The 22,160-nt window shown below is 61.5% G+C and carries 21 protein-coding genes; 7 read left to right on the top strand and 14 right to left on the bottom strand.

Annotated features, from left to right (window positions below; all coding sequences use genetic code 11):
* Positions 1 to 106: 106 nt before the first annotated feature.
* Positions 107 to 625 (bottom strand): glycosyltransferase family 2 protein, encoded by a 519-nt coding sequence (locus tag B5P46_RS07345; RefSeq protein ID WP_129418104.1) that lies wholly within the window; start codon positions 623 to 625, stop codon positions 107 to 109.
* 139 nt (positions 626 to 764) lie between these two features.
* Between B5P46_RS07345 and B5P46_RS07340 the strand changes: the two genes are divergently transcribed.
* The gene (locus B5P46_RS07340) at positions 765 to 1,922 is read left to right on the top strand and encodes a PA0069 family radical SAM protein (RefSeq protein WP_129418103.1); all 1,158 of its coding nucleotides are present in this window, start codon (positions 765 to 767) and stop codon (positions 1,920 to 1,922) included.
* Between the two features lie 223 nt (positions 1,923 to 2,145).
* Positions 2,146 to 2,835 (top strand): ribonuclease HII, encoded by a 690-nt coding sequence (locus tag B5P46_RS07335; protein WP_129418102.1) that lies wholly within the window; start codon positions 2,146 to 2,148, stop codon positions 2,833 to 2,835.
* A 533-nt stretch (positions 2,836 to 3,368) separates the two neighbouring features.
* Here the strand turns inward: B5P46_RS07335 and B5P46_RS07330 are convergent.
* The 11 genes from B5P46_RS07330 to B5P46_RS07275 form a co-directional block, all read right to left on the bottom strand.
* Complete coding sequence (locus B5P46_RS07330; RefSeq protein WP_129418101.1) at positions 3,369 to 3,860, bottom strand: F0F1 ATP synthase subunit B; 492 nt, start codon at positions 3,858 to 3,860, stop codon at positions 3,369 to 3,371.
* A 3-nt stretch (positions 3,861 to 3,863) separates the two neighbouring features.
* Positions 3,864 to 4,487 carry a F0F1 ATP synthase subunit B gene (locus B5P46_RS07325; RefSeq protein WP_129418100.1) on the bottom strand — a complete coding sequence of 208 codons (624 nt, stop codon included), beginning with the start codon at positions 4,485 to 4,487 and terminating at the stop codon, positions 3,864 to 3,866.
* 77 nt (positions 4,488 to 4,564) lie between these two features.
* The gene (locus B5P46_RS07320) at positions 4,565 to 4,792 is read right to left on the bottom strand and encodes a F0F1 ATP synthase subunit C (RefSeq protein WP_003545854.1); all 228 of its coding nucleotides are present in this window, start codon (positions 4,790 to 4,792) and stop codon (positions 4,565 to 4,567) included.
* Between the two features lie 67 nt (positions 4,793 to 4,859).
* Entirely contained in the window at positions 4,860 to 5,612 is a 753-nt protein-coding gene (locus tag B5P46_RS07315) for a F0F1 ATP synthase subunit A (RefSeq protein ID WP_129418099.1), read from the bottom strand.
* Positions 5,613 to 5,674: 62 nt separating this feature from the next.
* Complete coding sequence (locus B5P46_RS07310) at positions 5,675 to 6,013, bottom strand: AtpZ/AtpI family protein (protein WP_012756239.1); 339 nt, start codon at positions 6,011 to 6,013, stop codon at positions 5,675 to 5,677.
* Positions 6,014 to 6,284: 271 nt separating this feature from the next.
* The gene (locus B5P46_RS07305) at positions 6,285 to 7,514 is read right to left on the bottom strand and encodes a cell wall hydrolase (protein ID WP_129418098.1); all 1,230 of its coding nucleotides are present in this window, start codon (positions 7,512 to 7,514) and stop codon (positions 6,285 to 6,287) included.
* 278 nt (positions 7,515 to 7,792) lie between these two features.
* Entirely contained in the window at positions 7,793 to 9,691 is a 1,899-nt protein-coding gene (locus B5P46_RS07300; protein ID WP_129418097.1) for a potassium transporter Kup, read from the bottom strand.
* Positions 9,692 to 9,709: 18 nt separating this feature from the next.
* A complete protein-coding gene (locus B5P46_RS07295; protein WP_129418096.1) occupies positions 9,710 to 10,687 on the bottom strand; it encodes a magnesium transporter CorA family protein in 978 nt (325 codons plus the stop codon).
* A 343-nt stretch (positions 10,688 to 11,030) separates the two neighbouring features.
* The gene (locus B5P46_RS07285; protein ID WP_129418095.1) at positions 11,031 to 12,209 is read right to left on the bottom strand and encodes an Mrp/NBP35 family ATP-binding protein; all 1,179 of its coding nucleotides are present in this window, start codon (positions 12,207 to 12,209) and stop codon (positions 11,031 to 11,033) included.
* Positions 12,210 to 12,750: 541 nt separating this feature from the next.
* Positions 12,751 to 13,485, bottom strand: a complete 735-nt coding sequence (locus B5P46_RS07280) for a helix-turn-helix transcriptional regulator (RefSeq protein ID WP_129418094.1) — start codon at positions 13,483 to 13,485, stop codon at positions 12,751 to 12,753.
* A 254-nt stretch (positions 13,486 to 13,739) separates the two neighbouring features.
* Positions 13,740 to 14,537 carry an IclR family transcriptional regulator gene (locus tag B5P46_RS07275; RefSeq protein ID WP_129418093.1) on the bottom strand — a complete coding sequence of 266 codons (798 nt, stop codon included), beginning with the start codon at positions 14,535 to 14,537 and terminating at the stop codon, positions 13,740 to 13,742.
* A 109-nt stretch (positions 14,538 to 14,646) separates the two neighbouring features.
* Here B5P46_RS07275 and B5P46_RS07270 point away from each other — a divergent pair, with 109 nt between their 5' ends.
* The 5 genes from B5P46_RS07270 to B5P46_RS07250 all read left to right on the top strand — a co-directional run bounded on the left by B5P46_RS07270 (position 14,647) and on the right by B5P46_RS07250 (position 18,705).
* A complete protein-coding gene (locus B5P46_RS07270; RefSeq protein WP_129418850.1) occupies positions 14,647 to 15,408 on the top strand; it encodes an SDR family NAD(P)-dependent oxidoreductase in 762 nt (253 codons plus the stop codon).
* Complete coding sequence (locus B5P46_RS07265) at positions 15,408 to 16,325, top strand: 2-dehydro-3-deoxygalactonokinase (RefSeq protein ID WP_129418092.1); 918 nt, start codon at positions 15,408 to 15,410, stop codon at positions 16,323 to 16,325. The genes B5P46_RS07270 and B5P46_RS07265 overlap by 1 nt, the downstream gene beginning before the upstream one ends.
* Before the next feature lie 13 nt (positions 16,326 to 16,338).
* Positions 16,339 to 16,980 (top strand): 2-dehydro-3-deoxy-6-phosphogalactonate aldolase, encoded by a 642-nt coding sequence (locus B5P46_RS07260; RefSeq protein WP_129418091.1) that lies wholly within the window; start codon positions 16,339 to 16,341, stop codon positions 16,978 to 16,980.
* On the top strand, positions 16,977 to 17,864 hold the full coding sequence (locus B5P46_RS07255) for an SMP-30/gluconolactonase/LRE family protein (RefSeq protein WP_129418090.1): 888 nt from the start codon (positions 16,977 to 16,979) through the stop codon (positions 17,862 to 17,864). Before B5P46_RS07260 ends, B5P46_RS07255 begins: the two co-directional genes overlap by 4 nt.
* 229 nt (positions 17,865 to 18,093) lie before the next feature.
* Complete coding sequence (locus B5P46_RS07250; protein ID WP_017959169.1) at positions 18,094 to 18,705, top strand: PRC-barrel domain-containing protein; 612 nt, start codon at positions 18,094 to 18,096, stop codon at positions 18,703 to 18,705.
* Positions 18,706 to 18,777: 72 nt separating this feature from the next.
* On the opposite strand, the gene B5P46_RS07245 is transcribed toward B5P46_RS07250, so the two are convergent.
* Both B5P46_RS07245 and B5P46_RS07240 read right to left on the bottom strand, forming a co-directional pair.
* Positions 18,778 to 20,142, bottom strand: coding sequence for a putative bifunctional diguanylate cyclase/phosphodiesterase (locus B5P46_RS07245; protein ID WP_017959168.1), 1,365 nt, complete (start codon positions 20,140 to 20,142; stop codon positions 18,778 to 18,780).
* A 153-nt stretch (positions 20,143 to 20,295) separates the two neighbouring features.
* The gene (locus tag B5P46_RS07240) at positions 20,296 to 22,020 is read right to left on the bottom strand and encodes a response regulator (protein ID WP_129418089.1); all 1,725 of its coding nucleotides are present in this window, start codon (positions 22,018 to 22,020) and stop codon (positions 20,296 to 20,298) included.
* Between the last annotated feature and the right edge of the window lie 140 nt (positions 22,021 to 22,160).

The raw sequence follows: 22,160 nt of genomic DNA, 5'->3' as shown, positions 1-22,160 counted from the left end.
TCCGTTGCGAAGCGAGGCGCTTCGACGGCGCCATGTTTTGAATTATAGCGCGAAATCCTATTGGGCGCCATCTTTTGCGCGCGGCCCATCGAGAAGGTTGCGATGCCTATCGCGCAGCGCGGGCAACCCATGACGGAATCAGTTCGCTCGCCAGCTTGCCCGGCTTCTGGCCCTTGACGAATTCGGTAAGTCGCATCCCGCTTTTGGCGATGGCGAGCGCCTGCTTCTTCGGCAGGAGAAAGCCGAGTTCCAGCGGCGGCACGGCTCGGCCGACACGCTGGAAGAACGGGCGCCTATAGCCGCGCGATGCGGTGAAGCGCGCCGGCAGTTTGTTCAGCGCCACATATTCGGCGATCTCATCGATCCAGCCGGCCTGCGGTCTGGCGCCCGGCTCGACGAAGAGCAGCCATTCGCCGCGCGCCGAACGGACGATGTCCTTGATATCCCATTGCGAATGGAAGCGGCAACCGGCGGCGTCGGCCACCCGCGAGGTGCCGTCGCGCGAGCCGTGATCGAGCACGACCACATCGCTCACCAGCCCCTCCACCGCGCCTGCCACCAGTACCGATAAAGTCTGTGCCAGCTCAGATTCCTGATCCTGACATTCGAGAACAACCGTCAACATTGACTATTTATAATGCGCCGCACAAAATTTTTCCAGCATCGTTTTCCTCTTTTTGTTCTTGCATTGTTCTCATTTTGCGGATAGGAATTTAATCAGCAAAACGGGCGGAGGCGATGGCTTTCCGCCACGGGAGAATCCGATGAGAGAACAGTCCCTGGCAGGGCAGGCCGCGTTCGCGCCTGCCAATACGGCAGATGTTGCCGATGCGATGATCGTGTCCTCCGGTCTGAGAGTCGAGGTCGATCGGCGGCGTGGGCGTGGGGCGGGACTGAACCCGACAGGGCGGTTCGAAGCGCAGCAGCGCGAGACCGTCGACGACGGCTGGCAGACATGGGAAGAGCTTCCGCCGTTCAAGACCGAAGTGCAGGTCGAAAAACCGCGCACGGCCATCACCCGCAACGAATCGCCTGACCTTTCCTTCGACCGTTCGATCAATCCCTATCGCGGTTGCGAGCATGGCTGCATCTATTGCTTCGCCCGGCCGACACACGCCTATATGGGGCTTTCTGCGGGGCTCGATTTCGAGACGAAGCTCTTTGCCAAGCCCGATGCGGCAAAACTGCTGGAGCGGGAACTCGCCAAGCCCGGTTACAAGGTGCGGGTTATCGCGATCGGCACCAATACCGACCCCTATCAGCCGATCGAGAAGGAATGGCGCATCATGCGCGGCATTCTCGAGGTGTTGAACAAGGCGAACCATCCGGTATCGATCGTCACCAAGTCGGCGATGATCCTGCGTGATCTCGACATTCTGCAGGAGATGGCAGGCAAGAACCTGGTGCGCGTCGGCATCTCGGTGACCACGCTGGATCGCAAGCTTGCCCGGACGATGGAGCCGCGTGCCGCCACACCGCCGCGGCGGCTGGAGACGATCCACACCCTTGCCGAAGCAGGCATCCAGACGGCAGTCATGGCCGCCCCGCTTATCCCGGCGCTGAACGACCACGAGCTGGAACGCATCCTTGAATCGGCCAAGGCTGCCGGCGCCGCCGAGGCGAGCTATGTCATCCTCAGGCTGCCGCTCGAGGTCAGCCCGCTGTTTCGCGACTGGCTGCTGCAGCATTACCCCGATCGTTACCGGCATGTGATGTCGCTGGTGCGCTCGATGCGCGGCGGCAAGGATTATGATGCCGAATTCGGCAAGCGCATGAAGGGTGCTGGTCCCTATGCCTGGCAGATCGCCCGGCGCTTTGAAATGGCCGCCCGACGTTTCGGCCTGACGCGCCGCAGCGTGCCGCTCCGCGACGATCTGTTCGTACCGCCGGATGGCAGCGGCGTACAGCTGTCGTTGCTCTAACATTTTATTTTTTACGCAATTCCGGACGGAAAACCGCTTCGCACTTTTCCTGGAATTGCTTCAAGCTTGCGCATCGGCTTCTCGACAAAACCGCCCTGTTTTCGAGCTCCGAGCGCAATTTCCGCGGATGGCCCTGACCGCCACCATCCGCCGGAGCGTCCCCGGCCGCCGCCCTGATCCGGGGACTTGCGGGCAATCGGGTTGGCGTGCGAGGTTCAGCCGCATGAAACCTCGCACGTCACCCGATTCTCCCCTGCTTTTCGACACGGTTCCGCTCGTGCCGGATTTCCGGCTGGAACTCAAAGCCCGCAAGGCCGGCCACTGGCCGGTCGCCGGCGCCGACGAGGCAGGCCGCGGGCCGCTGGCGGGACCCGTCGTGGCGGCCGCCGTCATTCTCGATCCAAAGCGCATCCCTGAGGGTCTGAACGATTCCAAACAGCTTTCGGCGCAACGGCGCGAGGAACTGTTCGTGCAGATTTTGGCGACTGCGACCGTCTCCATCGCCTCCTCGAGCTCGACGCGCATCGACGAGACGGATATCCGCAAGGCAAGCCTCGACGCCATGCGCCGCGCCATCTGCAGCCTCGCCATTCCGGCCAGCTACGTGCTGACTGACGGGCTCGACGTGCCGCCGGGCCTTGATTGCCCCGGACAGGCCGTGGTCAAGGGCGATGCCCGCTCGGTCTCGATCGCCGCCGCCTCGATCGTCGCCAAGGTGACACGCGACCGGATGATGGCGCGGGCGCATCGTGTATTTCCGGATTACGGCTTTGCGGCGCATGTGGGCTACGGCACGGCGCAGCACCGCGCCGGCATCGAAAAGCACGGCCCCTGTTCCCTGCACCGAATGAGTTTTCGGCCGTTGCGGAAGGGCGAGGAAGGTCCTGAGACGGATGAACTGATTTCCGAGTAGGTCGCTTTTCAGTAGAAACCGGGCGTGCCGAACGCAACGGCTAAAGCGCGTCGCGATCTTTCAGATTCGCTCCTTGCGCTTTAGCTCTTTATTTCCTCGCATGTCGTTGCCGCAAAAACCGCTGCACACTTTTGCGCGACATGCTTTAGGTTAAGGAAGTCGGCGCGTCTTGCTCCCTCTTCTCCCCAGCGGGGAGAAGGTGGCCCGAAGGGTCGGATGAGGGGGCCTCACGGCAGAACATTTGTTGTTGTGCCGAGCGAAAGCGAAGGGCAATGAAAGCTCTACCGTGTGGCCCCCTCATCCGCCCTACGGGCACCTTCTCCCCGCTGGGGAGAAGAGGGAATCGAGACGTCGCGGCATATCTCCTTCGCCCCGCTTGCGGGGTCCGAAGGACAGGCCATGAGACCCGTCGACCCCGGCAAAGGTGGCGGCAGCCGGTGAATATGCAGCAGATCGTCGACACAAGGCCGAGTCATCAGCAAAAGAAAAGGCCGGGACATGCCCGGCCTTCGCTCTCAATCTTTTCGAAACGCTCAGTTGAGCCGCGTCTTGACCTGGCCGACGGCAGTGCCGAAGAGGTCGGACTGGACCTTGGCGTCGGCCCGCTTGGCAAGCACGGTTTCGGCGGCCGCGATTGCGAGATCGACGGCGGCGGAACGCACCGCCTTCATCGCCTCGACCTCGGCCTGCTTGATCTTCTGCTCGGACAGCGCCGTGCGGTTGGCAACGAATTCTTCCGTCTTCTTCTTCGCGTCGGCGGTCAGCATTTCGGCTTCGCGCTCCGCGGCGGCAACGATGTGGGCCGCTTCGGCTTCCGCTTCCTTGCGCTTGCGCTGGTATTCGGCGAGCAGGTGCTGGGCCTCCTCACGCAGGCGCTTGGCTTCGGCCAATTCGTTGCGGATCTGGTCGGCGCGGTCGTCGAGCGACCGTGCCAACATGCCCGGAACCTTCAGGTAAACGACCAGCGCCAGGAAGAGGACGAGGCCGACAAAGGCGAAGAAAGTCGCGTCAAAGGCAAATTCCATCGATCAAGCCTCCTTCTTGGCAGCCGCGACGGCGGCGACGACATCGGCCTTGGCGACGGTACCGCCGATCAGCTGATCGACCACGGCAGCCGCCGTTTCCTCGGCAATGGTGCCAACGTCCGCGAAGGCCTTGGCCTTGATCTCGCCGATACGCAGCTCGGCAGCCTTGATCTTTTCCGAAAGGCTCGCCTCGACAGCGCGGCGTTCCACTTCGGCCTTGGCCTTGGCGGCGTCGCGTGCGGCTGAGCCGATCGCGTTGGATTTGGCGCGGGCAGCGGCCAGTTCACCTTCATAGGTCTGGACGGCGGCGTCGGCTTCGCCCTTCAGGCGGCCTGCCTCTTCCAGATCCTGGGAAATGCGCGTGTGACGCTGATCGAGGATCGCCCCGATGCGCGGCGCGATGACCTTTTGCATGAGCAAATAGAAGACGCCGAACGTGATCACCAGCCAGAGCAGCTGGGACGCGAAGGTCGTCGAATCGAAAGGCGGGAAAGGGCCGCGGGCGTGTTCGCCTTCGGCAACACCAGTCTCGGTATGGACCTCGCCTGCGGCCGGAGCGGCGTGCGCATCCGTACCCGTCGCTGCCGCCGGTGCTTCCTCAGCGTAAGCCGGGGTCACAAAAAACATGCTCACCTCCAGGTGGACTGCAAATGCAAAGGATCACGGCTTGCGGTCGCAGGCCGTGATCCATCTATTCGCCGATATCAGACGGCGAAGAGGAGGAGGAGAGCAACGAGCAGCGAGAAGATGCCCAGAGCTTCCGTAACGGCGAAGCCGAATACCAGACGGCCGAACTGGCTGTCAGCGGCAGACGGATTGCGCAGTGCGCCGGAGAGGTAGCTGCCGAAAATATTGCCGAGGCCGAGAGCCGTACCGGCCATACCAAAGCAAGCCAGGCCTGCACCGATGTACTTTGCTGCTTCCGCTTCCATGTTGAACTCCTTTGAAATGGTTGTTGCGGCGAATGACTGACGCCCTTTGACGTCGATGTCGTTATCCTTAGTGCCCGCCCGGATGGATTGCGTCGTTGAGGTACATGCAAGTCAGCACCGCAAAGACGTAAGCCTGAAGGAAGGCGACGAGGAACTCGAGACCGGTCAGGGCGACGGTCATGATGAGGGGAAGAACGGCGCCGCCGATACCGAGAGCACCCATGGTTCCAAGCGAGGCGACGAAGCCTGCGAACACTTTGAGCGTGATGTGGCCGGCGAGCATGTTGGCGAAGAGACGAACCGAGAGTGAAATTGGACGCGACAGGAAGGAGATGATTTCGATCGCGATGACCAGCGGCAGCAGAAGGCCCGGCACGCCCGAGGGCACGAAGACATTCAGGAAGTGGAAGCCGTGCTTATAGAAACCGTAGACGAGAACCGTGCCAATGACGAGCAGGGCAAGGGCGAAGGTGACGATGATCTGGCTCGTCACCGTGAAGAAATACGGGAACATGCCGAGCAGGTTCGCCGTCAGGACGAACATGAACAGCGAAAAGACCAGCGGGAAGAACTTCATTCCCTGCTTGCCCGCGCCTTCCTTCAGCATGTTGGCGATGAATTCATAGGACATTTCCGCAACCGACTGCGAACGGCCCGGGACGATGGCGCGGTTCGAGGTCGCGAAATAAAGAAAGCCTGCGGCAGCGGCAGCCGAAGCAGCCATGAAGAGCGATGCATTGGTGAACGAAAAATCAATTCCGCCGATTTCGATCGGCACAATCTTCTGGATCAGGAACTGATGAGTCGGATCGTTAGACACCGCTTGTTCTCTCTCTTTGGCCCGCAGGACGCGGGGTCATTGCACTGGACCGGAACCGGTCCCTATTTCTTGTCGTCCTTGTCGTCCAGGGGATGGGCCACCACCCCCGCAGAACGCAGCACGTTCAGAACGCCGGCACAAAATCCAAGAAGCAGAAGAACAATCAAACCCCAAGGCGCCGTGCCAACAAAACGGTCGAGGAGATAGCCAAGGAGAGCACCGACGACGATTGCGGAAATGAACTCGCTGGAAAGCTTCATCGCCTGGGCATAACCTTTGCGGCTTACCTCGGCGCGGGCTTCCCTAGCCTCGTCTTCTCCCGTCTCGACGCCCTTGGTCGCGAGTTTCGCTCCCAATTGCGCACGGCGCTTTTCTAGACTTTCCTCGCGGTCGTCCGCCATGGATCTCTCCTCGCCTGCCCGTCGCCCGCACTCCCGCTACCCCGGTCATTCGGACCCCGGACGCGAAGGTTGAGACCCTTCCGGCCCGTTCTGAAGTCGCGCGCAACATAGTTTTAGGGATTAGCATAGTCAAGGCGTAGACAGCATCTGTCCAGCGAGAAAATAATTCCATCAAATCAAAGAGATAAATCGACTCTGGGTCGATCGCGCAAATTCGACGGAAAGAATCCGCTTTTCCGGGCCGGAAATCGGCTTGCCCCGGCGATTTATCTCAGCTCCAGCCGCCGCCATAGGTGCGATAGAAGACGTGAAGACCGATGCGGCCGACCTTTTCCATGGTCTTTGCCCATTTCGGGCGAACATAAACGGCATGGTAATGCGTCGCCGAGCCCACCTGCGGCAGCCAGATCTTGCCGGCGGTCACCGCCATCGCCACGTCGCGGGCGACTCTCCAGTGATATTCCGAATTCACTCTGTCCTTGATGCTGTCGCAGGCGAAGGAAAACTGGCAACGGTTGCGCCAATCCTCGTTCTGATAGACGACGCCGCAGATGGTCTTCGGATAGGAAGGGTTGCGGACGCGGTTGAGGATGACCTGGGCGACGGCCGCCTGACCCTTCACCGATTCTCCGCGCGCCTCGAAATAGATGCCGGAGGCAAGGCACTGCTGTTCGCGGGCGGAAAAGACGCTCGGCGCCAATATGCTTGCGGCCCAAGCATGGTCGCGCGGACCGATCTCCGGAACGAAGCGGCCGCTGTCCTGCTCGGTCAGGATCGAATCGAACGGCGATTGGCGGGCATAGTCGGGTGCTGCCGGCCCATAGGCGGTGGCCAGCACATCGGCCTTGCTGCTGGTGACGAGGCTTGCGAGCATCGTCGGCACCCCATTATCGGTCACCACCGGCTGCGTCTCATAGAAAGATGTGGCGATCTCGATTTCCTTGCCCTGGATCTTCGGTTTGACGAAGGCCGACCTGTCCTTGAGATCAAAGCTCGGGGTGAAGAGCATCTTGGTGCGCTCGAGGATCGAGCCGGCGGAAAAATCCTTCGGCGGCTGCATCTTCTCGACAGCGACGACGCGGCCTTTCTTGCTGCCGCGGTTGACGCGATCCTCGTCCGGCGTGTTCTCGTGGCCCCTATCCTTGGCAGTGCTCTTGTCCTTGGCATTGAAGGCGACCTTGCGGCCATCGGGCAGCACCATGCCGGCACCGGCGGAGATCGAACCCGTCACCATCGGTTCGGCGAAGGCGAGTTCGGCCTGGTGGATGGAGCCGGCCGGCGAATTGGTCAGCACCATGCGCCAGTTCCCCCCCTCATGATCGAGGCCGGCGAGCATGGCGGCGAGATCGGCATGGGATGCGACGCTCGGGAAGATCAGCCAGCCGGCGAGACCGAAGATTGCGGGCGACACCCAATTCTCGGGAATAAGACGCAGCTTGCTACGGGAAGGGCTCTTTCGACGCAACACGGACTCCGGGCATGGAACGCGGGAACATTCCATTGAAAATCCCGCATTAACCTTGATGTCCGGTTAACAGGCTGTGCCGAAATGTGACTGTAAGAATTTCGGGATGTTCTAATGTGGGGGATAATTTCGTGATTTGCGAAAGTCCCCTCCCCAACCCCTCCCCACAAGGGGGAGGGACTAGCCCAGCATCACCGCTTTGCCCGCGATCATCTCGTCGTTTGCCGAGCTGGAGTTTTGGGAGATGCGGTGCAACAGGTTAAGCCCCTCCCCCTTGTGGGGAGGGGTTTGGGGCGGGGTCTTTGCCCCACCCATCAAATAATAACGTGCGAGCCGAGCTCCACCACGCGGTTGGCCGGCAGGCGGAAGTAATCCGAGGGGTTGGCGGCGGCGTTGGCAAGCGCGATGTAGAGCCGGTCCTGCCAGTAGGGCATGCCCGACTTGGCGTCCGGCACCAGCTTGCGGCGGCCGAGATAGAAGGAGGTCGACATGATGTCGAACTTCAGTCCTGTCTTGCGCAATGTCGCCAAGGCCTGCGAGACGTTCTGCGATTCCATGAAGCCGAAGAGCAGTTCGACGCGGGAGAAACGCTCGGAAATCTGCTCGACCCTGTAGCGGTCGTGGCTTGGCACGCGCGGTTTGTTGACCGTGCGGATGGTCAGGATGACGTTGCGGTCATGAAGTACATGATTGTGCTTGAGATTGTGCAGAAGCGCGGCGGGAGCCGACTCCGGATCGCTGGTCAGGAAGATCGCGGTGCCTGGAACCTGGGCCGGCGAATGTTCGCTCTTGCGCTCGATCGAGCTGACGAAGGAGGCGAGCGGAATATCGGTGTGGCGGGTCTTTTCCATCAGGATCGCCGTGCCGCGGCGCCAGGTCCACATGACGACGGTAAAGGCGGTGGCGATCAGAATCGGGATATAGCCGCCGTCGTGGATCTTCAAAAGGTTGGCGCCAAGGAAGATCATTTCGAGCACGACCAGCGGCGCAAGCGCGATCACCGCAACCGGGAGCGACCAGTTCCAGCGGGCGCGGACGAATTCGAAGGCCATGATCGAGGTGACGACCATGGCGCCGGTGACGGAGATGCCGTAGGCGGTCGCCAGCGCCTCCGATGTCTTGAAACTTAAGACCAGGAAGATGACGCCGATGAACAGCACGGCGTTGACCGAAGGTACGAAGATCTGCCCGGTATTGGTTTCCGACGTGAAGAGGATTTCCATGCGCGGCAGGAAGCCGAGGTTGATGCCCTGGCGCACCATCGAGAAAGCGCCGGTGATGACCGCCTGGCTGGCGATGATCGTCGCGGCGGTCGCCAGTATGACGACGGGCAGCAGCGCCCATTTCGGATACATCAGATAGAAGGGATCGGACATCGTCATCGGATTGCCGAGAACGAGCGCCCCCTGCCCGAGATAGTTCAGCGTCAGCGCCGGGAAAACCAGCAGGAACCAGGCCCACTGGATCGGGCGGCGGCCGAAATGGCCGAGATCGGCATAGAGCGCCTCGGCGCCCGTCACCGTCAGGAAGACGGCGCCGAGCACGACGACGCCGTAGAAGCCCTCATGCAGCAGGAAGGCGACGGCATAATAGGGATTGAAGGCGGCAAGGATGCCGTAATCGTCCGAGATATGGGAAATGCCGGCGGCGGCCATGACGAGGAACCAGACGGCGGTGATCGGGCCGAAGAACTTCGCGACGGCGCCGGTGCCGCGCGATTGCACGACGAAGAGCAGCGCCAGGATCACCACCGAGATCGGCACGATATATTCCGCGAAGCTGGGGGTGACGAGCTTCAGACCCTCGACGGCCGACAGCACGGATAGAGCCGGCGTGATCATGGCATCGCCGAGAAAGAGGGCAGCACCCATCAGGCCGAGCAACATCAGAATGGCCGTGTGGCCGTTGGCGGTCTTCATCAGCAGGGCGAGCAGCGACAGCGTGCCACCCTCGCCGTCATTGTCGGCGCGCAGCAGGAAGAGCACATATTTGATCGTAACGATGATCGTCAGCGCCCAGATCATCAGCGAGATCAGGCTGATGACTTCGAAACGGGTGACGCCGTCATGGGCCACCGGCTTCAGCGCCTCGCGAAAGGCATAGAGCGGGCTGGTGCCGATGTCGCCGTAGACGACGCCGACGGAACCTAGCCCGAGATAGAACAGCTTTTTCGGCGTCATATGGCGTTCGTTCGGATGGCTATCTTCGGACATGAAGTTTCAACAGGCTCCTCAGAGCCAGCCTTTCCAGCGGAAAAAGAAAAAAGGGATGACGGCGGATAACACCATCAGGGCCAGCGAATAGGGATAACCCGCGGCCCAGGTGAGCTCCGGCATGACCTGAAAGTTCATACCATAGACGGAGGCGACCAACGTCGGCGGCAAGAATACCACCGAGGCAATCGAGAAAATCTTGATGATCGAGTTCTGCTCGATGTTGATCAGCCCGAGCGAAGCATCGAGCAGGAAGGTGATGTTGGCGGCGACGAAGGAAGCATGCTCCGACAACGACTGGACATCGCGGGAAACGGTGCGGCAGAGCTCCTTCGCCTCACGGTCCTGCTGGATCGCCGGGATGGTGTGAAAGAACGTCAGCAGGCGGGCAAGCGAACCGAGGCTGTCGCGCACCTTGCTGATCATCCGGTGATGGCCGGCAATATCGCGCAACTTCTCCTCGAGGTAGTTCGAAGGCTTGCGCACTTTCCTTGCCCGGTCGCCGAAGACATGCATCGACAAGATGTCGATGCGCGAGACGGAGATCTCGAGGATCTCGGCGGTGCGGTCGACGATCGTCTCCAAGAGCTTGGCAAGAAGGGCAGCGCCGCTGCGCCAGTTTTCCGGCAGCCGGTGGAGGGCGGCGATGAACAGCGCAAAGGATTTGGGATGGGCGTAGCGAATGGTGACCAGGCGGTTTCCGGCCAGGATGAAGGCGACATCGGTCAGCGTCGGTACGTCGGTGTCAGCCTTCCAGAGCAGCGAGGCGGTCATGAAGACGGCGTCGTTTTCGACATAGAGACGGGCGGAAGGCTCGATATCCTTGAGGTCGTCGCGGGTCGGAACCTCGATGCCGAGAACCTTCTCGACATAGAGCTCCTCGTCGCGGGTCGGCTCGATCATGTCGATCCATACGACATCCTCGGGGAAGGATGTGGCATGCGACAGATCGCGGATCTCGACCGATCTGCAATTGGAACAGTAAGCGGTGATCACCGGTCGTCTCTCCGCCTGCATCCAACCTTAAAGGCCGGCACGCGCGTTGTACTCAACCGCATCGCAGTTCCCAATCCTTCGATCGACAAGACAACTCCGAACTTGCAGGCGGGTCGGCCTCTTCGAAACGAAGACGACCGTCACTGAGCATCTGCAGCAAAACGCCATCATGGCGCCGCGGCATATGCAGCAAAGCCGTGAAATAATCAAGACATCTTCCGTGAAGCGCGGCTTTTCACCACCTTTCCCCCACAATTTGGGGTATTCGCCGCGGTGATTCGGCTCGCTCAAGCACCTCCCATCGACGCGATTTAACCGCTGCACACTTCGCGGGCGACATGCATTATTCGAAGACGATTGTCGGTGCCGGACGCTGGGACTGGCCGGCGATCTGTTCCCAGACCTTGGCGGCGATGCCGCGATAGATGCCGGCGACGACGCCGTTCGGCTCGGAGGCGACGAGCGGCGTGCCGGCGTCGGAGGTTTCGCGAATATTCATCGTCAGCGGCACTTCGCCGAGGAAAGGCACGCCGATGCGCTCTGCCTCCTTGCGGGCGCCACCATGGCCGAAGATGTCATAGCGGGTGCCGGTATCCGGGGCGATGAAATAGCTCATATTCTCGACGATGCCGAGCACCGGCACCTCGACCTTGCGGAACATGTTGAGGCCCTTGCGGGCATCGATCAGCGCGAGATCCTGCGGCGTCGAGACGATGACGGCGCCGGCAAGCGGCACCTGCTGGGCCATGGTCAATTGGGCGTCGCCGGTGCCGGGCGGCATGTCGACGACGAGGACGTCGAGCTCGCCCCAGGCGACTTCGCGCAGCATCTGCAGCAACGCCGACTGGACCATCGGCCCGCGCCAGATCATCGCCGTCTCCTCGTCGACGAGGAAGCCCATCGACATGACCTTGAGGCCGTAATTCTCCATCGGATTGATGATGCGGCCGTCGATCTGCGTCGGGCGGCCCGATATCTTCAGCAGCCGCGGCATCGAGGGACCATAAATATCGGCATCGAGAATGCCGACCCGAAGACCGTTGGCGAGCAGGCCGAGTGCGAGATTGACGGCGGTGGTCGACTTGCCGACCCCACCCTTGCCCGAGGCGACGGCGATGATGGCGCCGATGCCGGGCACACCGATCTTGCCGGCGCGCGGCGGCTGTTGAGGAGCGTGAGCATGGCTCGCATGATCATGTTGGTGATCGTGGCCGGCATGACCGTGAGGCGGGTTCGGCGCAGGGCGGGCAGCCGGAGCGGCGGCGGCCGCCTTCTTGTCGGCGGTCAATGTGACGAGGGCACCCTTGACGCCCGGCATTTCCTTGATGACGCGCTCAGCGGCGAGCCGCATCGGCTCCAGCTCCCTGGCGCGATCGGCCGGGACGGTGATGGAGAAATAAACCTTGCCGTCGGAGATGAAGACGTCGGAGACCATGCCGAGCTCGACGATATCGTGCTCGAGATCGGGCCCACGCACGGTCTTCAGCGTTTCGAGAACCTGTTCTTTGGTGACGTCGGCCATTCCACCCTCACTGCTTCTTCTTGCAGATCACAGATAGTGGAGACGGAAGCCTTCGCCAAACAAAATCATCGGGAGGGAAATCGATTGCCGGCGCTCAAAAAGGCGCCGGGGAGAATTGGCGATCCGTTGCGGCCATCAAGTCCGCCGGGCTTTCGCCCTGATGGCCGCAACGGTCTCCCCGAGAACCGGCGCAATCCGGGGCGAACTAGAGCAAGTCGAAAAAAAGACCAGCGAAAAATGAACAGGGAAGACGAAATCGCGGACAGCCGGGAAAGAAGCGGTGCCAAAACGCAACAACCGCCGCCGACACCGAAGAGCCGGGAGAAAGCGGCAACGGCGTCGGACAGCGGTGTGTCGGCCGCGCCATTTCCTGGCGCTGGCCTCAAAGTCCCCTCTGGACCTCTCGCATGAAGAGATGCAGAAAGCGTGCCAGATGGAAAATCAAGGAAAAGACTGCAAAAGCGCTTGCGACAGCCCCTCAACGGGAAAGACTTGCCTACGCGCTGGGCGGCTTCAAAAGCAGTCGGTTGTTTTTTGCAACTTATTTGATCAGGCCGATGCGCAGCGCCTTGGCGACCGCCTGGGTGCGGTTGACCGTATCGAGCTTCTTGGTGGCGCGGTTGAGGTAGTGATTGACCGTATGCTCGGACAGGGTCAGGATTTCAGCGATTTCGGCACTGGTCTTGCCGGCCGCCGTCCAGTTGAGGCAATCGATCTCGCGGTCGGTCAGCGTGTCCGTCATGCGCGTATCGAGGTTGCGGATCTCGGCAAGCCTGTCGAAGACATGGATGGCGATGTAGCAGAGCTCGCGCATCTCGGCAGGGCTGAAGGGTTCGCGGTCGCCGGCGAAAGAGACGGCGCCGCGCAGGCCGGAGGGCTCATGCGTCGGGAAATAGGCGCAGCGCATCATCTTGAAACGTTCGAACAGGGAGGCGACGAGAATGGACTTGCCGTCGTCCCGCGACCAGTTCTGCCGCGACATATCGTAGAAGAAGGGCCGCGCGGATGTTCTCAGCCGCCTGAGGACCGGGCTGTTCACCATCAGGCCCTCCTGGTCGTAAAGGGCCAGAAGCTCGGCCGGCCAGCTGGTGATGACAGTGCTGCCCTGAAGATCGAAGGAGGTGATCGGCGGCAGGTTGAGAACCATGAAGGCACGGCTGCGATAGGCTTCCGTCACGCGTTTCATGAAACGGAAAATATCGAACTGGGTCTTCAGGCCCGCTATTGCCTGAACATAATCGTCTTCTTCCGTGGATGTTTGCGACAAGGGTGCCATCACATTTCTTCATCTTCGGCACAGCGGCCGGCAAACCGTTTGCGAAACCTGCCCGCCGCGGCCGGCTCGATTGCATCGGGAAACGACGATCGCTGGTTGGAATCGGCTTCGGCGTTGAGCGTTCGGCCGGTGAATGGTTGTAGATTTCGCGGACCGTTCTAGTTGTGGTGATTCGCCGGAAAATCTCAATATCGCGCTCATCATAAGCATGCTCTGCGATTACGTCCAGCAGGGGCCGGCGGCGATTTCTTCCGTCAGCGGCGCGGACCGAGACGGACGCGCATGCCTTCCATGATGCTCGCAGCCGCCAGTTGCACCGGAACGGACCATTGGTGCAGAAGTTCCATCGACAAGCGATAGGCCGGGCCGGTAATCGAAATGCCACCCATAAAGGTCCGATCCTCCGACCAGACGGGTGCGGCAACGCAGCGGATGCCGGCCTCATGCTCTTCGCGGTCGAAGGCATAGCCCTGATCGGCAATCTCGCGGATTTCGGCAAGCAGCGTTTCGGCAGAGACATGGGTCGAGGCGGTAAAGCCGGTGAAGCTCAGGCCGGCAAGCAGATCGACAAGGCTTTCGGCCGGCAGCAGCGAAAGGGCGGCCTTGCCGACGCCGGTGCAATAACAGGGCGAGGCATTGCCGATCTGCGAATACATACGTACCGGCTGGCGGCCTTCGACCTTATCGAGATAGATGATCGACTGGCCTCTCAGAACGCCGAGATGCACCGTCTCGCCGGTCGCCCGCTGCAGATCTCTCAGGTGCGGTTCGGCAATCAGGCGGAACTCGTTGCGCGCCCAGCTGCGCGCGGCGAAATCGAGCAGGCGCAGGCCAGGCGCATAACGGCCGTCGCCATCGAGCTCGAGCAGCCCCTCCTCGACCAGATGGGTGAGCTGGCGATGCAGCGTGCCGCGCGGCTGGCCGGCAAGGGCCAGGATATCGGTGAAACGCAGCGGCGCATCGGCATGGGTGACGAGATCGAGCAGAACCATCAGTTTGCCGAGCGTGCCGGTCTCGCGTGCCGTTGTTGTGTTTTCGCCGTTTGAACTCATCGCCTCGTCCGCCCTTGACAGAAAGGGCAGTGTAATTCGATAATTCCATATAGTCAAATTAAGTTCCAAATAATGGAACAATTCAGTCGGGAAGGCGACGGTGACCACGATGGCAGCACAATTTCCCGAATTCAAAGACCGAGCCGTGCTGGTGACCGGCGGCGGATCGGGCATCGGTGCTGCGATCGTCGAAGGTTTCGCGCGCCAGGGCGCCAAGGTCTCCTTCATCGATATCGCCGAGGCCGCCGGCCGCGCACTTGCCGAAAGGCTGTCGCGGGAGACGGCGCATCCGGTCTCCTTTTACCATGCCGACCTGCGCGACATCGCGGCGATCCGGCGCACGGTCGATACCGTCATTGCCAATTCAGGGCCGATCCGCGTGCTGGTCAACAATGCCGCCTGGGACGACCGCCATGAATTCGACGCGGTGACCGAGGCCTATTGGGACAACAACCAGGCAGTCAACCTCAAGCACGTGTTCTTCACCTCGCAGGCAGTCGTGCCGTCGATGCGGTCGGCCGGCGGCGGGGCGATCATCAATATGTCGTCGATCGCCTTCAAGCTGAACATGGGCGGTTTTCCCGCCTACGCGGCAGCAAAGGCAGCGGTCGTCGGGCTGACGAAGAGTATGGCGGGCAGGCTCGGGCCGGAAAACATCCGGGTCAACTGCATCCTGCCCGGCATGGTGGTCACCGAGCGGCAGATGCAGCACTGGCTCACCGAGGAAAGCATTGCGCGCTCGGTCGAGGATCAGTGCCTGAAGGTTGCGCTCACACCCGATGCGATCGTCGGTCCCTGCCTGTTTCTTGCATCCGACTGTGCGGCGGCGATGACCGCCCAGTCCCTGATTGTCGATGGAGGCGTTCTGTAATGACAAATCCCGCTTATGTCGCGGTGGACTGGGGCACCAGCAGTTTCCGGCTCTGGCTGATCGCCAGGGATGGCACCGTCCTTGCCGAACGCCGCAGCGGCGAAGGCATGACGAGCGCGGCAAAGATCGGCTTTTCCACGGTGCTTGCCGGCCATCTCACTGCCATCGAGGCGCCGGAGAAACTGCCGGTGATCGTCTGCGGCATGGCCGGCGCAAGGCAGGGCTGGGTCGAGGCCGGTTATATCGACGTGCCGGCGCCGCTTGCCTCGATCCTGACCGGGGCAGTTTCCGTGCCCGGCGAAAACCGCGACATCCGCATCCTGCCGGGCCTTGCCCAGCGGGACATGGCGAGGCCCGACGTCATGCGCGGCGAGGAAACCCAGCTTCTCGGCGCGCTCGGCCGCGCAAGCTCAGGCGCGCAGGCGGTCTGCATGCCCGGCACGCATTCGAAATGGGTGCATGTGACGGAGAGCAAGGTGACCGGCTTTTCGACCTTCATGACCGGCGAGCTTTTCGACGTCATCAGCAAACACACGATCCTTTCGCATGCCGTGGCCGGTGCGGAAGAGCAGCCAGCGGATGCGGCGGCCTTCGAGGCCGCGGTCTCGGCCGCTTTCGCACGCCCGGCCCTTGCCTCCAACCTGCTCTTTGCCGCCCGTTCCGGCCAGCTCCTGCACGGGATTTCTGCCGCTGCCGCGCAAGCCCGGCTTTCCGGCACGCTGATCGGCCTAGAAATCGCCGGGGCGCTGCAGGATGCGGCAAACGGCACCACCATCACCCTCGTCGCCTCCGGGCGCCTGCAGGCGCTCTACGAACAGGCCTTCGGAACCCTCTCCCTTGCCTTCACCGCCATCGACGCCGACGCCGCCGTGCGCCGCGGGCTTTCGGCCGCCGCCGAAGCCATCTGGCCGAATTGAGAAAGCTGACACGATGAACCGTATCCCCTTCCCCGACATGAAGCGCCCGCTGATCGCCATCCTTCGCGGTATCCGGCCTGACGAGACCGAAAGCGTCGTCGGTGCTCTGATCGACAATGGCCTGACGGCGATCGAGATCCCGCTCAACTCGCCGGAACCGTTCAAATCCATCGAGATCGCCGCAAAGATGGCGCCGGCCGAAGTGCTGATCGGCGCCGGCACGGTGTTGACCGTCGAGGCGGTCGACAGCCTGCATGCGGCCGGCGGCAAGCTGCTGGTCACCCCGAATGTCGAGCCCGAGGTGATCATCCGGGCGCGCGAATACGGCATGGTGACGATGCCGGGCGTCTTTACGCCGACCGAGGCGCTGGCGGCGGCGCGGGCCGGGGCCACCGGTCTCAAATTCTTTCCGGCCAGCGTGCTCGGTCCTTCCGGTATCACGGCGATCAGGGCAATCCTGCCGCCGGAGCTGACGATTGCCGCCGTCGGCGGTGTCTCGGACAAGAATTTCGGCGATTATACCAAGGCCGGCATCTTCGCCTTCGGGCTCGGCACCAGCATCTACAAGCCGGGAATGACCGCATCAGAGGTTGCCGAGCGCGCCAAGGCGACCATTTACGCCTATGATGCAGCCATTGGGAGCGTGAACGTATGACCGATATTTATGAGTTCGAGGGCAAAACACTTTGCAACACCAATTCCGTTCTCGGCGAAGGCCCGACCTATGATCCGGACAGCAATACCGTCTGGTGGTTCAACATTCTCGGCAAGGAACTGCATGAGCTCAATCTTTCGACGAGCGAGAAAAAGGTGCACCCGCTGCCTGTGATGGCGAGCGTGCTTGCCCGCATCGACGCCGGGCGGCAGCTGATCGCAACGGAAGAAGGGCTTTTCGTGCGCGACATCGCAAGCGGCAACCTGACCTTCTACGCCGCGCTCGAAAACGACAGGCCGGAAAACCGTTCGAATGATGGCCGCACCCATCCTTCCGGCGCGCTCTGGATCGGCACGATGAGCAAGCGGGCGGAAAACCAGGCAGGCGCCATCTATCACGTCGCCAGCGGCAAGGTGACGAAGATCTTCAACGGCATCAGCATCCCGAATTCGATCTGCTTCTCGCCTGACGGCACGATCGGCTATTATACGGATTCCCGCGTCAACCGGCTGATGCGCGTCATGGTCGATCCGTTGACCGGCCTGCCTTCGGGCGAGCCGATCGTGCTCGTCGACAGCATGAACGACCCCGGCGACATCGACGGCTCGGTGGTCGATGCCGACGGCTACCTGTGGAATGCGCGCTGGGGCGCCGGCGTCGTCGACCGCTACAGTCCGGACGGCCTGCGCATCTCGCGCTACAAGGTTCCTGCCGTCCAGCCCTCCTGCCCTGCCTTCATCGGCGTCAATGCCGACCGGCTGGCGGTAACGACCGCCTGGGAAGGGCTGGATGAAGATGCCCGTTCGGCGCAGCCCAGTGCCGGCGCGCTGCTGGAACTCGGCATCGACGTCAAAGGCGTGTTCGACCCCGTCTATGTGATCTGACTTTTGCTTGCCATCGGTGATCAGAGGCGCCCCTTACCGGGGCGCTTTCTCGTTTTGGCGGCCACTCTTCGATAAATGTTCCGTGAGAATCGAGAAATTTTCCGTGTTTTCAACCGGAACCAATCGCGCCACCAGCCATTTTCCTTTCGAACTGACGCGGCAACGAGACCTGAAAATAGGTGTTGCCGGGTTAGCGGTTACTCTAAAGAAAAACGAAGGTAGGTTCGAAATGACACGCAAACTCTTGACGACCGTTGCCGCTGGCGCACTGTTTGCCACGGCTTTCGCACCGGCGGCATTTTCGCAGACGGCACCGCAGCCTGCGGACCCCGCCGCTCCGACCCAGGCGGCTCCCGCCGACCCGGCAGCACCGAAGCCGATGACGCCTGACGTCACCAAGCCCGCAGGCGATGCCGCACAGGCTCCGGCCGCAGCACCGACGGCAGATACGGCTCAGGCCGCCTATCTGACGGAGCAGGCTCCGGACCAGGTCAGCGCCAACACCTATATCGGCCAGTCGGTCTATAACGGCAACAATGAAAGCATCGGCAGCGTCAACGACCTGATCATGAAGAAGGATGGCGGCATGGTTGCCGCAATCGTTGGCGTCGGCGGCTTCCTCGGCATCGGCGAAAAGAATGTCGCCGTGCCTATGGAAAAGATCACCGTCGCGCAGAACACCCAGGACGGCAGCGTCAAGCTGACGACCAGCGAAACGGCTGAATCGCTGAAGGCTGCACCCGAGTTCAAGACGCTGGCAATGCTGGCGGCCGAAAAGGCTCCGGCTCCGGCTGCGACCGGTACCGATACCACGGCAACCGGCTCGACCACGCCTAAGTAATCCGCGCGCGGTAGTATAGCGTAGGCGATGGCGCTCTCAGGGGCGCCATCGTTTTTATGTGGCGCCATCGCTTTATGCGCTGGCACGCTCCATCATGGTCGGATCGTAATAGTTCTCGTGCAGGAAGCGCAGCGTGGCGATACCGTCGGCCGGACGGCCGAAGTGATAGCCCTGGCCCATGCCGCAGCCGAGCGTGCGCAACTTCACCGCCTCCGCATAATCCTCGATGCCTTCCGCTACGACTTCCAGCTCCAAGCCCTCGCACATGGTGAGGATCGCCTTGATGATGTGTTCGGAGGCGCGATCGGAATTGATGCGCGAGACGAAGGCACGGTCGATCTTGATCTTGTCGAAGATGAAGTCGCGCAGGCGCCCGAGGCTCGACTGGCCGGTGCCGAAATCGTCGAGCGAGATGCGCACACCGGCGGCGCGCAGATCGGCGATGATGCGGTGAGCGGTATCGGCCGAACTCATCACCGCGGTCTCGGTGATCTCCAGCTCCAGGCGATGCGGATCGAAGCCGACGCGGCCGAGGATCGACAGGACGCTGCTGCTCGTGCCCGGATCCATCAGTTGGGCCGAGGAGAGATTAAACGACAGGAAGAGTTCGCGCGGCCAGGAAAGTGCGGCTTCAGCGGCTTTGCGCAGCAGCGCCTCCGACAGCGCGTCAATGAAGCCGCGCTCCTCGGCGAGCGGCACGAAGACGCCGGGCGACACAAAGCCGAGATCGGGATCGTTCCAGCGGGCGAGCGCCTCGAAGCCGACAACCTGATTGTTGGACAGCGAGACGATCGGCTGGAAATGCACGTCGATCGCGTCGGAGATAATGGCGTTTCTCAGCGCCTGCTCCAGCTGCGTCGCGCGCTTCATCTCCTGGGCGATCTCGCGTGAATAAACGGTGATCTGGCCGCGGCCGCGGCGCTTGGAACGGTAGAGGGCGGTTTCGGCGCTCTTCAGCAGTTCCTCGCAATCCTCTCCGGCGAAGGGATAGATGGAAAAGCCGAGGGAGGCGGAGAGACGAACGTTGCGGTCACCGAGGTCATAAGGCGCCGACAGCACCTCGCGGATCATCTGGCCGAATTTCTCGGCACTCGCCCGTTCGAAGATCAACGGCAATACGAAGGCGAATTCGTCGCCATCGTGGCGGGTGACCAGCGCGCCATCAGGAATGCAGGCCCTGAGACGATGGGCGACCTGGCAGAGGATTTCATCGCCGGCTGTCGAGCCGAACAGATCGTTGATCGGCTTGAAACTGTCCAGGTTGACGATGCCGATGGTGAAGGGAGCCGGATCGCTGGCGCGCTCGGAAGAGATCTGCAAGACCTTGTCCCGCATGCGATTGCGGTTGCCCAATCCGGTCAGCGGATCGGTATAGGCCATCGCCTGAAGCTCATTCTGACCGACGGTCAAGAAAGCTATATCCGCCGATTTCATCATCCAAACCCGAGCTTTCCTCCGGAGCCATGCAGAAGAATGACCGGCAGGTCTTAACAATTCGATAGTAAATCAGCGGCATAACCGCTTGAACCTCCCTAAAATCTAGGGAGTTGACGGGTATTTTGGCACCTGCACACGTTTGCGCGACATGCTTCAGTTTCGGGCCGCCCGCATGCCCTCATTCATTAGATATTTCTGAAATATAGTCTCCAGCATGTCAGGGCTGACGGGTTTCATGATGACGTCGTCCATGCCCGATTTGACGCATTCGGCGCGGTCACGCTCGAAGGCCTGGGTGAGCACGCCGATGATCGGGGTGCGGATGCCACCGCCGGTTTCCTCCATCTGCCGGATGAGGCGCGCGGCCTCGAAGCCGTTGAAGCCCGGCAGGGAAATATCCATCAGCACGATCTGCGGCCGGTGCTCGGCCCAGAGGCGCACGGCCTCGTCGCCGGTCGCCGCAAGCATATGGCGATAGCCGAGGCCTTCGAGGATCTGCGAAAAGACGATCTGGTTGATATCATTGTCTTCGGCGACGAGAACCTGCAGGCCGACCGGATCGTCGGAAATGCTGATTTCCCAATCCGCATCCGAATCGGCGGCGCTGCGGCTGTTGCGATTGAAATGGCGGGCAATCTGGAAGGTGAGCTCGTTGGCGATCTGGAAACCGTCCATGACGAGCGCCGGGATGCCGTATTGCTCGGCAAGTTCGAGGCAGCGCATGCCCATCTGGTTGTCGATGATCAGAAGATCGAGCGAGATGCCCGAGGAGGTGGCGATTTCCAGGAACCGCTCCTCTTCATCTTCGCCGCGGACCGAGCAGGATTCGAAGCCGTATTTCGTCAGCGTCCGCAGCGCGGCGGTCTCGGCGGCGAGGTCGGCCGTGACGACGAGGACCTTGCGGCCGGAGAAATTCTCCGGAACGATCGCTTCCATCGCCGCCGGTTCGCGCCGTGCGATGCCGCTTGGTACCGGCACATAGGCGCGGCGATAGCTTTGATTGCTGGAGGCGGTGATCGCGGACGCTTGGCCGAACTCGTCGAGATCGGCGCCGTCGCGCGGCAGGTCCTGCATGGTCGACACCAGGAAATAGCGGCCAGGCTTGCCGATGCGGTGCTTGCGGCTGACGATATCGCGCTCGATGCCGTCGCGGGAGATCTGCCGCTGGCGGGAGACCGACATCTCACCGGTCTCCAGCACATGGCGGTCGCTTTCTTCGAAGCGCTTGGCGATCTCTTCTGAAAAAAGATCGCCGCTCTTGCGCCCGAGCACCTCGTCGGCGCTCGTCTGATATTTCTCGCAGAAGGCGAGGTTGACCGCGACATAGGTGAGGTTGCGATCCTTGACGAACAGCGGGAACGGCAGATTGTCGAGAATGTCCTCGGTGAGCTGCACCCGCTCCAGATCGGAGCGCCACTGCTCTTCGCGCTTCTTGTTCTCGGAAATGTCGGAGATGATGGTGACGCCGTAACCGCCCGGCAGCCTGCGCTTGACGAAGCGGACCCAGCGGTCGGCGCCGTGGCGCTCGACGGCGTCGAAGCGCTCGCGCCAATGCGAGGCGATTTTCTGCGACAGCCAGTCTTCGCGGCTCAACGAGCCACCCTGCCTGACATCATACTGCTGGCGAATGCCGGTGTCGTACATTGCGCCGAGGAAATCGCGAAGCCGCGTGCCCGGCTTCAGCATTTCGGCGGGCAGCGGAAAGAATTCGAGGGTCTGGCGGCTTGCGAAGACCAGATGATCGTTCTTGTCGTAGATGATGAAAGCTGTGGAAAGGCTGTCGCACACTACATCGAAAAGCGCCGTCTGCAGATCGGCCTCGGCGGGAGTCCCATCGATTTCTGATGATGTGTCCGCCTTTTCGAAGCCGGCACTCATGCTATTGCGTCCCACATCTGTTCGATTTCACAGCTTCCGGAGGTATGTGATTAGAAATGCCATTTTTATGTTAAAACCGGCTTAACATTACCTATTCCCAAATTTGGGGGAGGACCGGATCACGTTTCGGGAAAGCCTGT

The sequence above is a fragment of the Rhizobium leguminosarum genome (assembly GCF_004123835.1).
Lineage (GTDB): Bacteria > Pseudomonadota > Alphaproteobacteria > Rhizobiales > Rhizobiaceae > Rhizobium > Rhizobium leguminosarum_M.
This window is presented reverse-complemented; position numbering and strand designations above follow the sequence as displayed.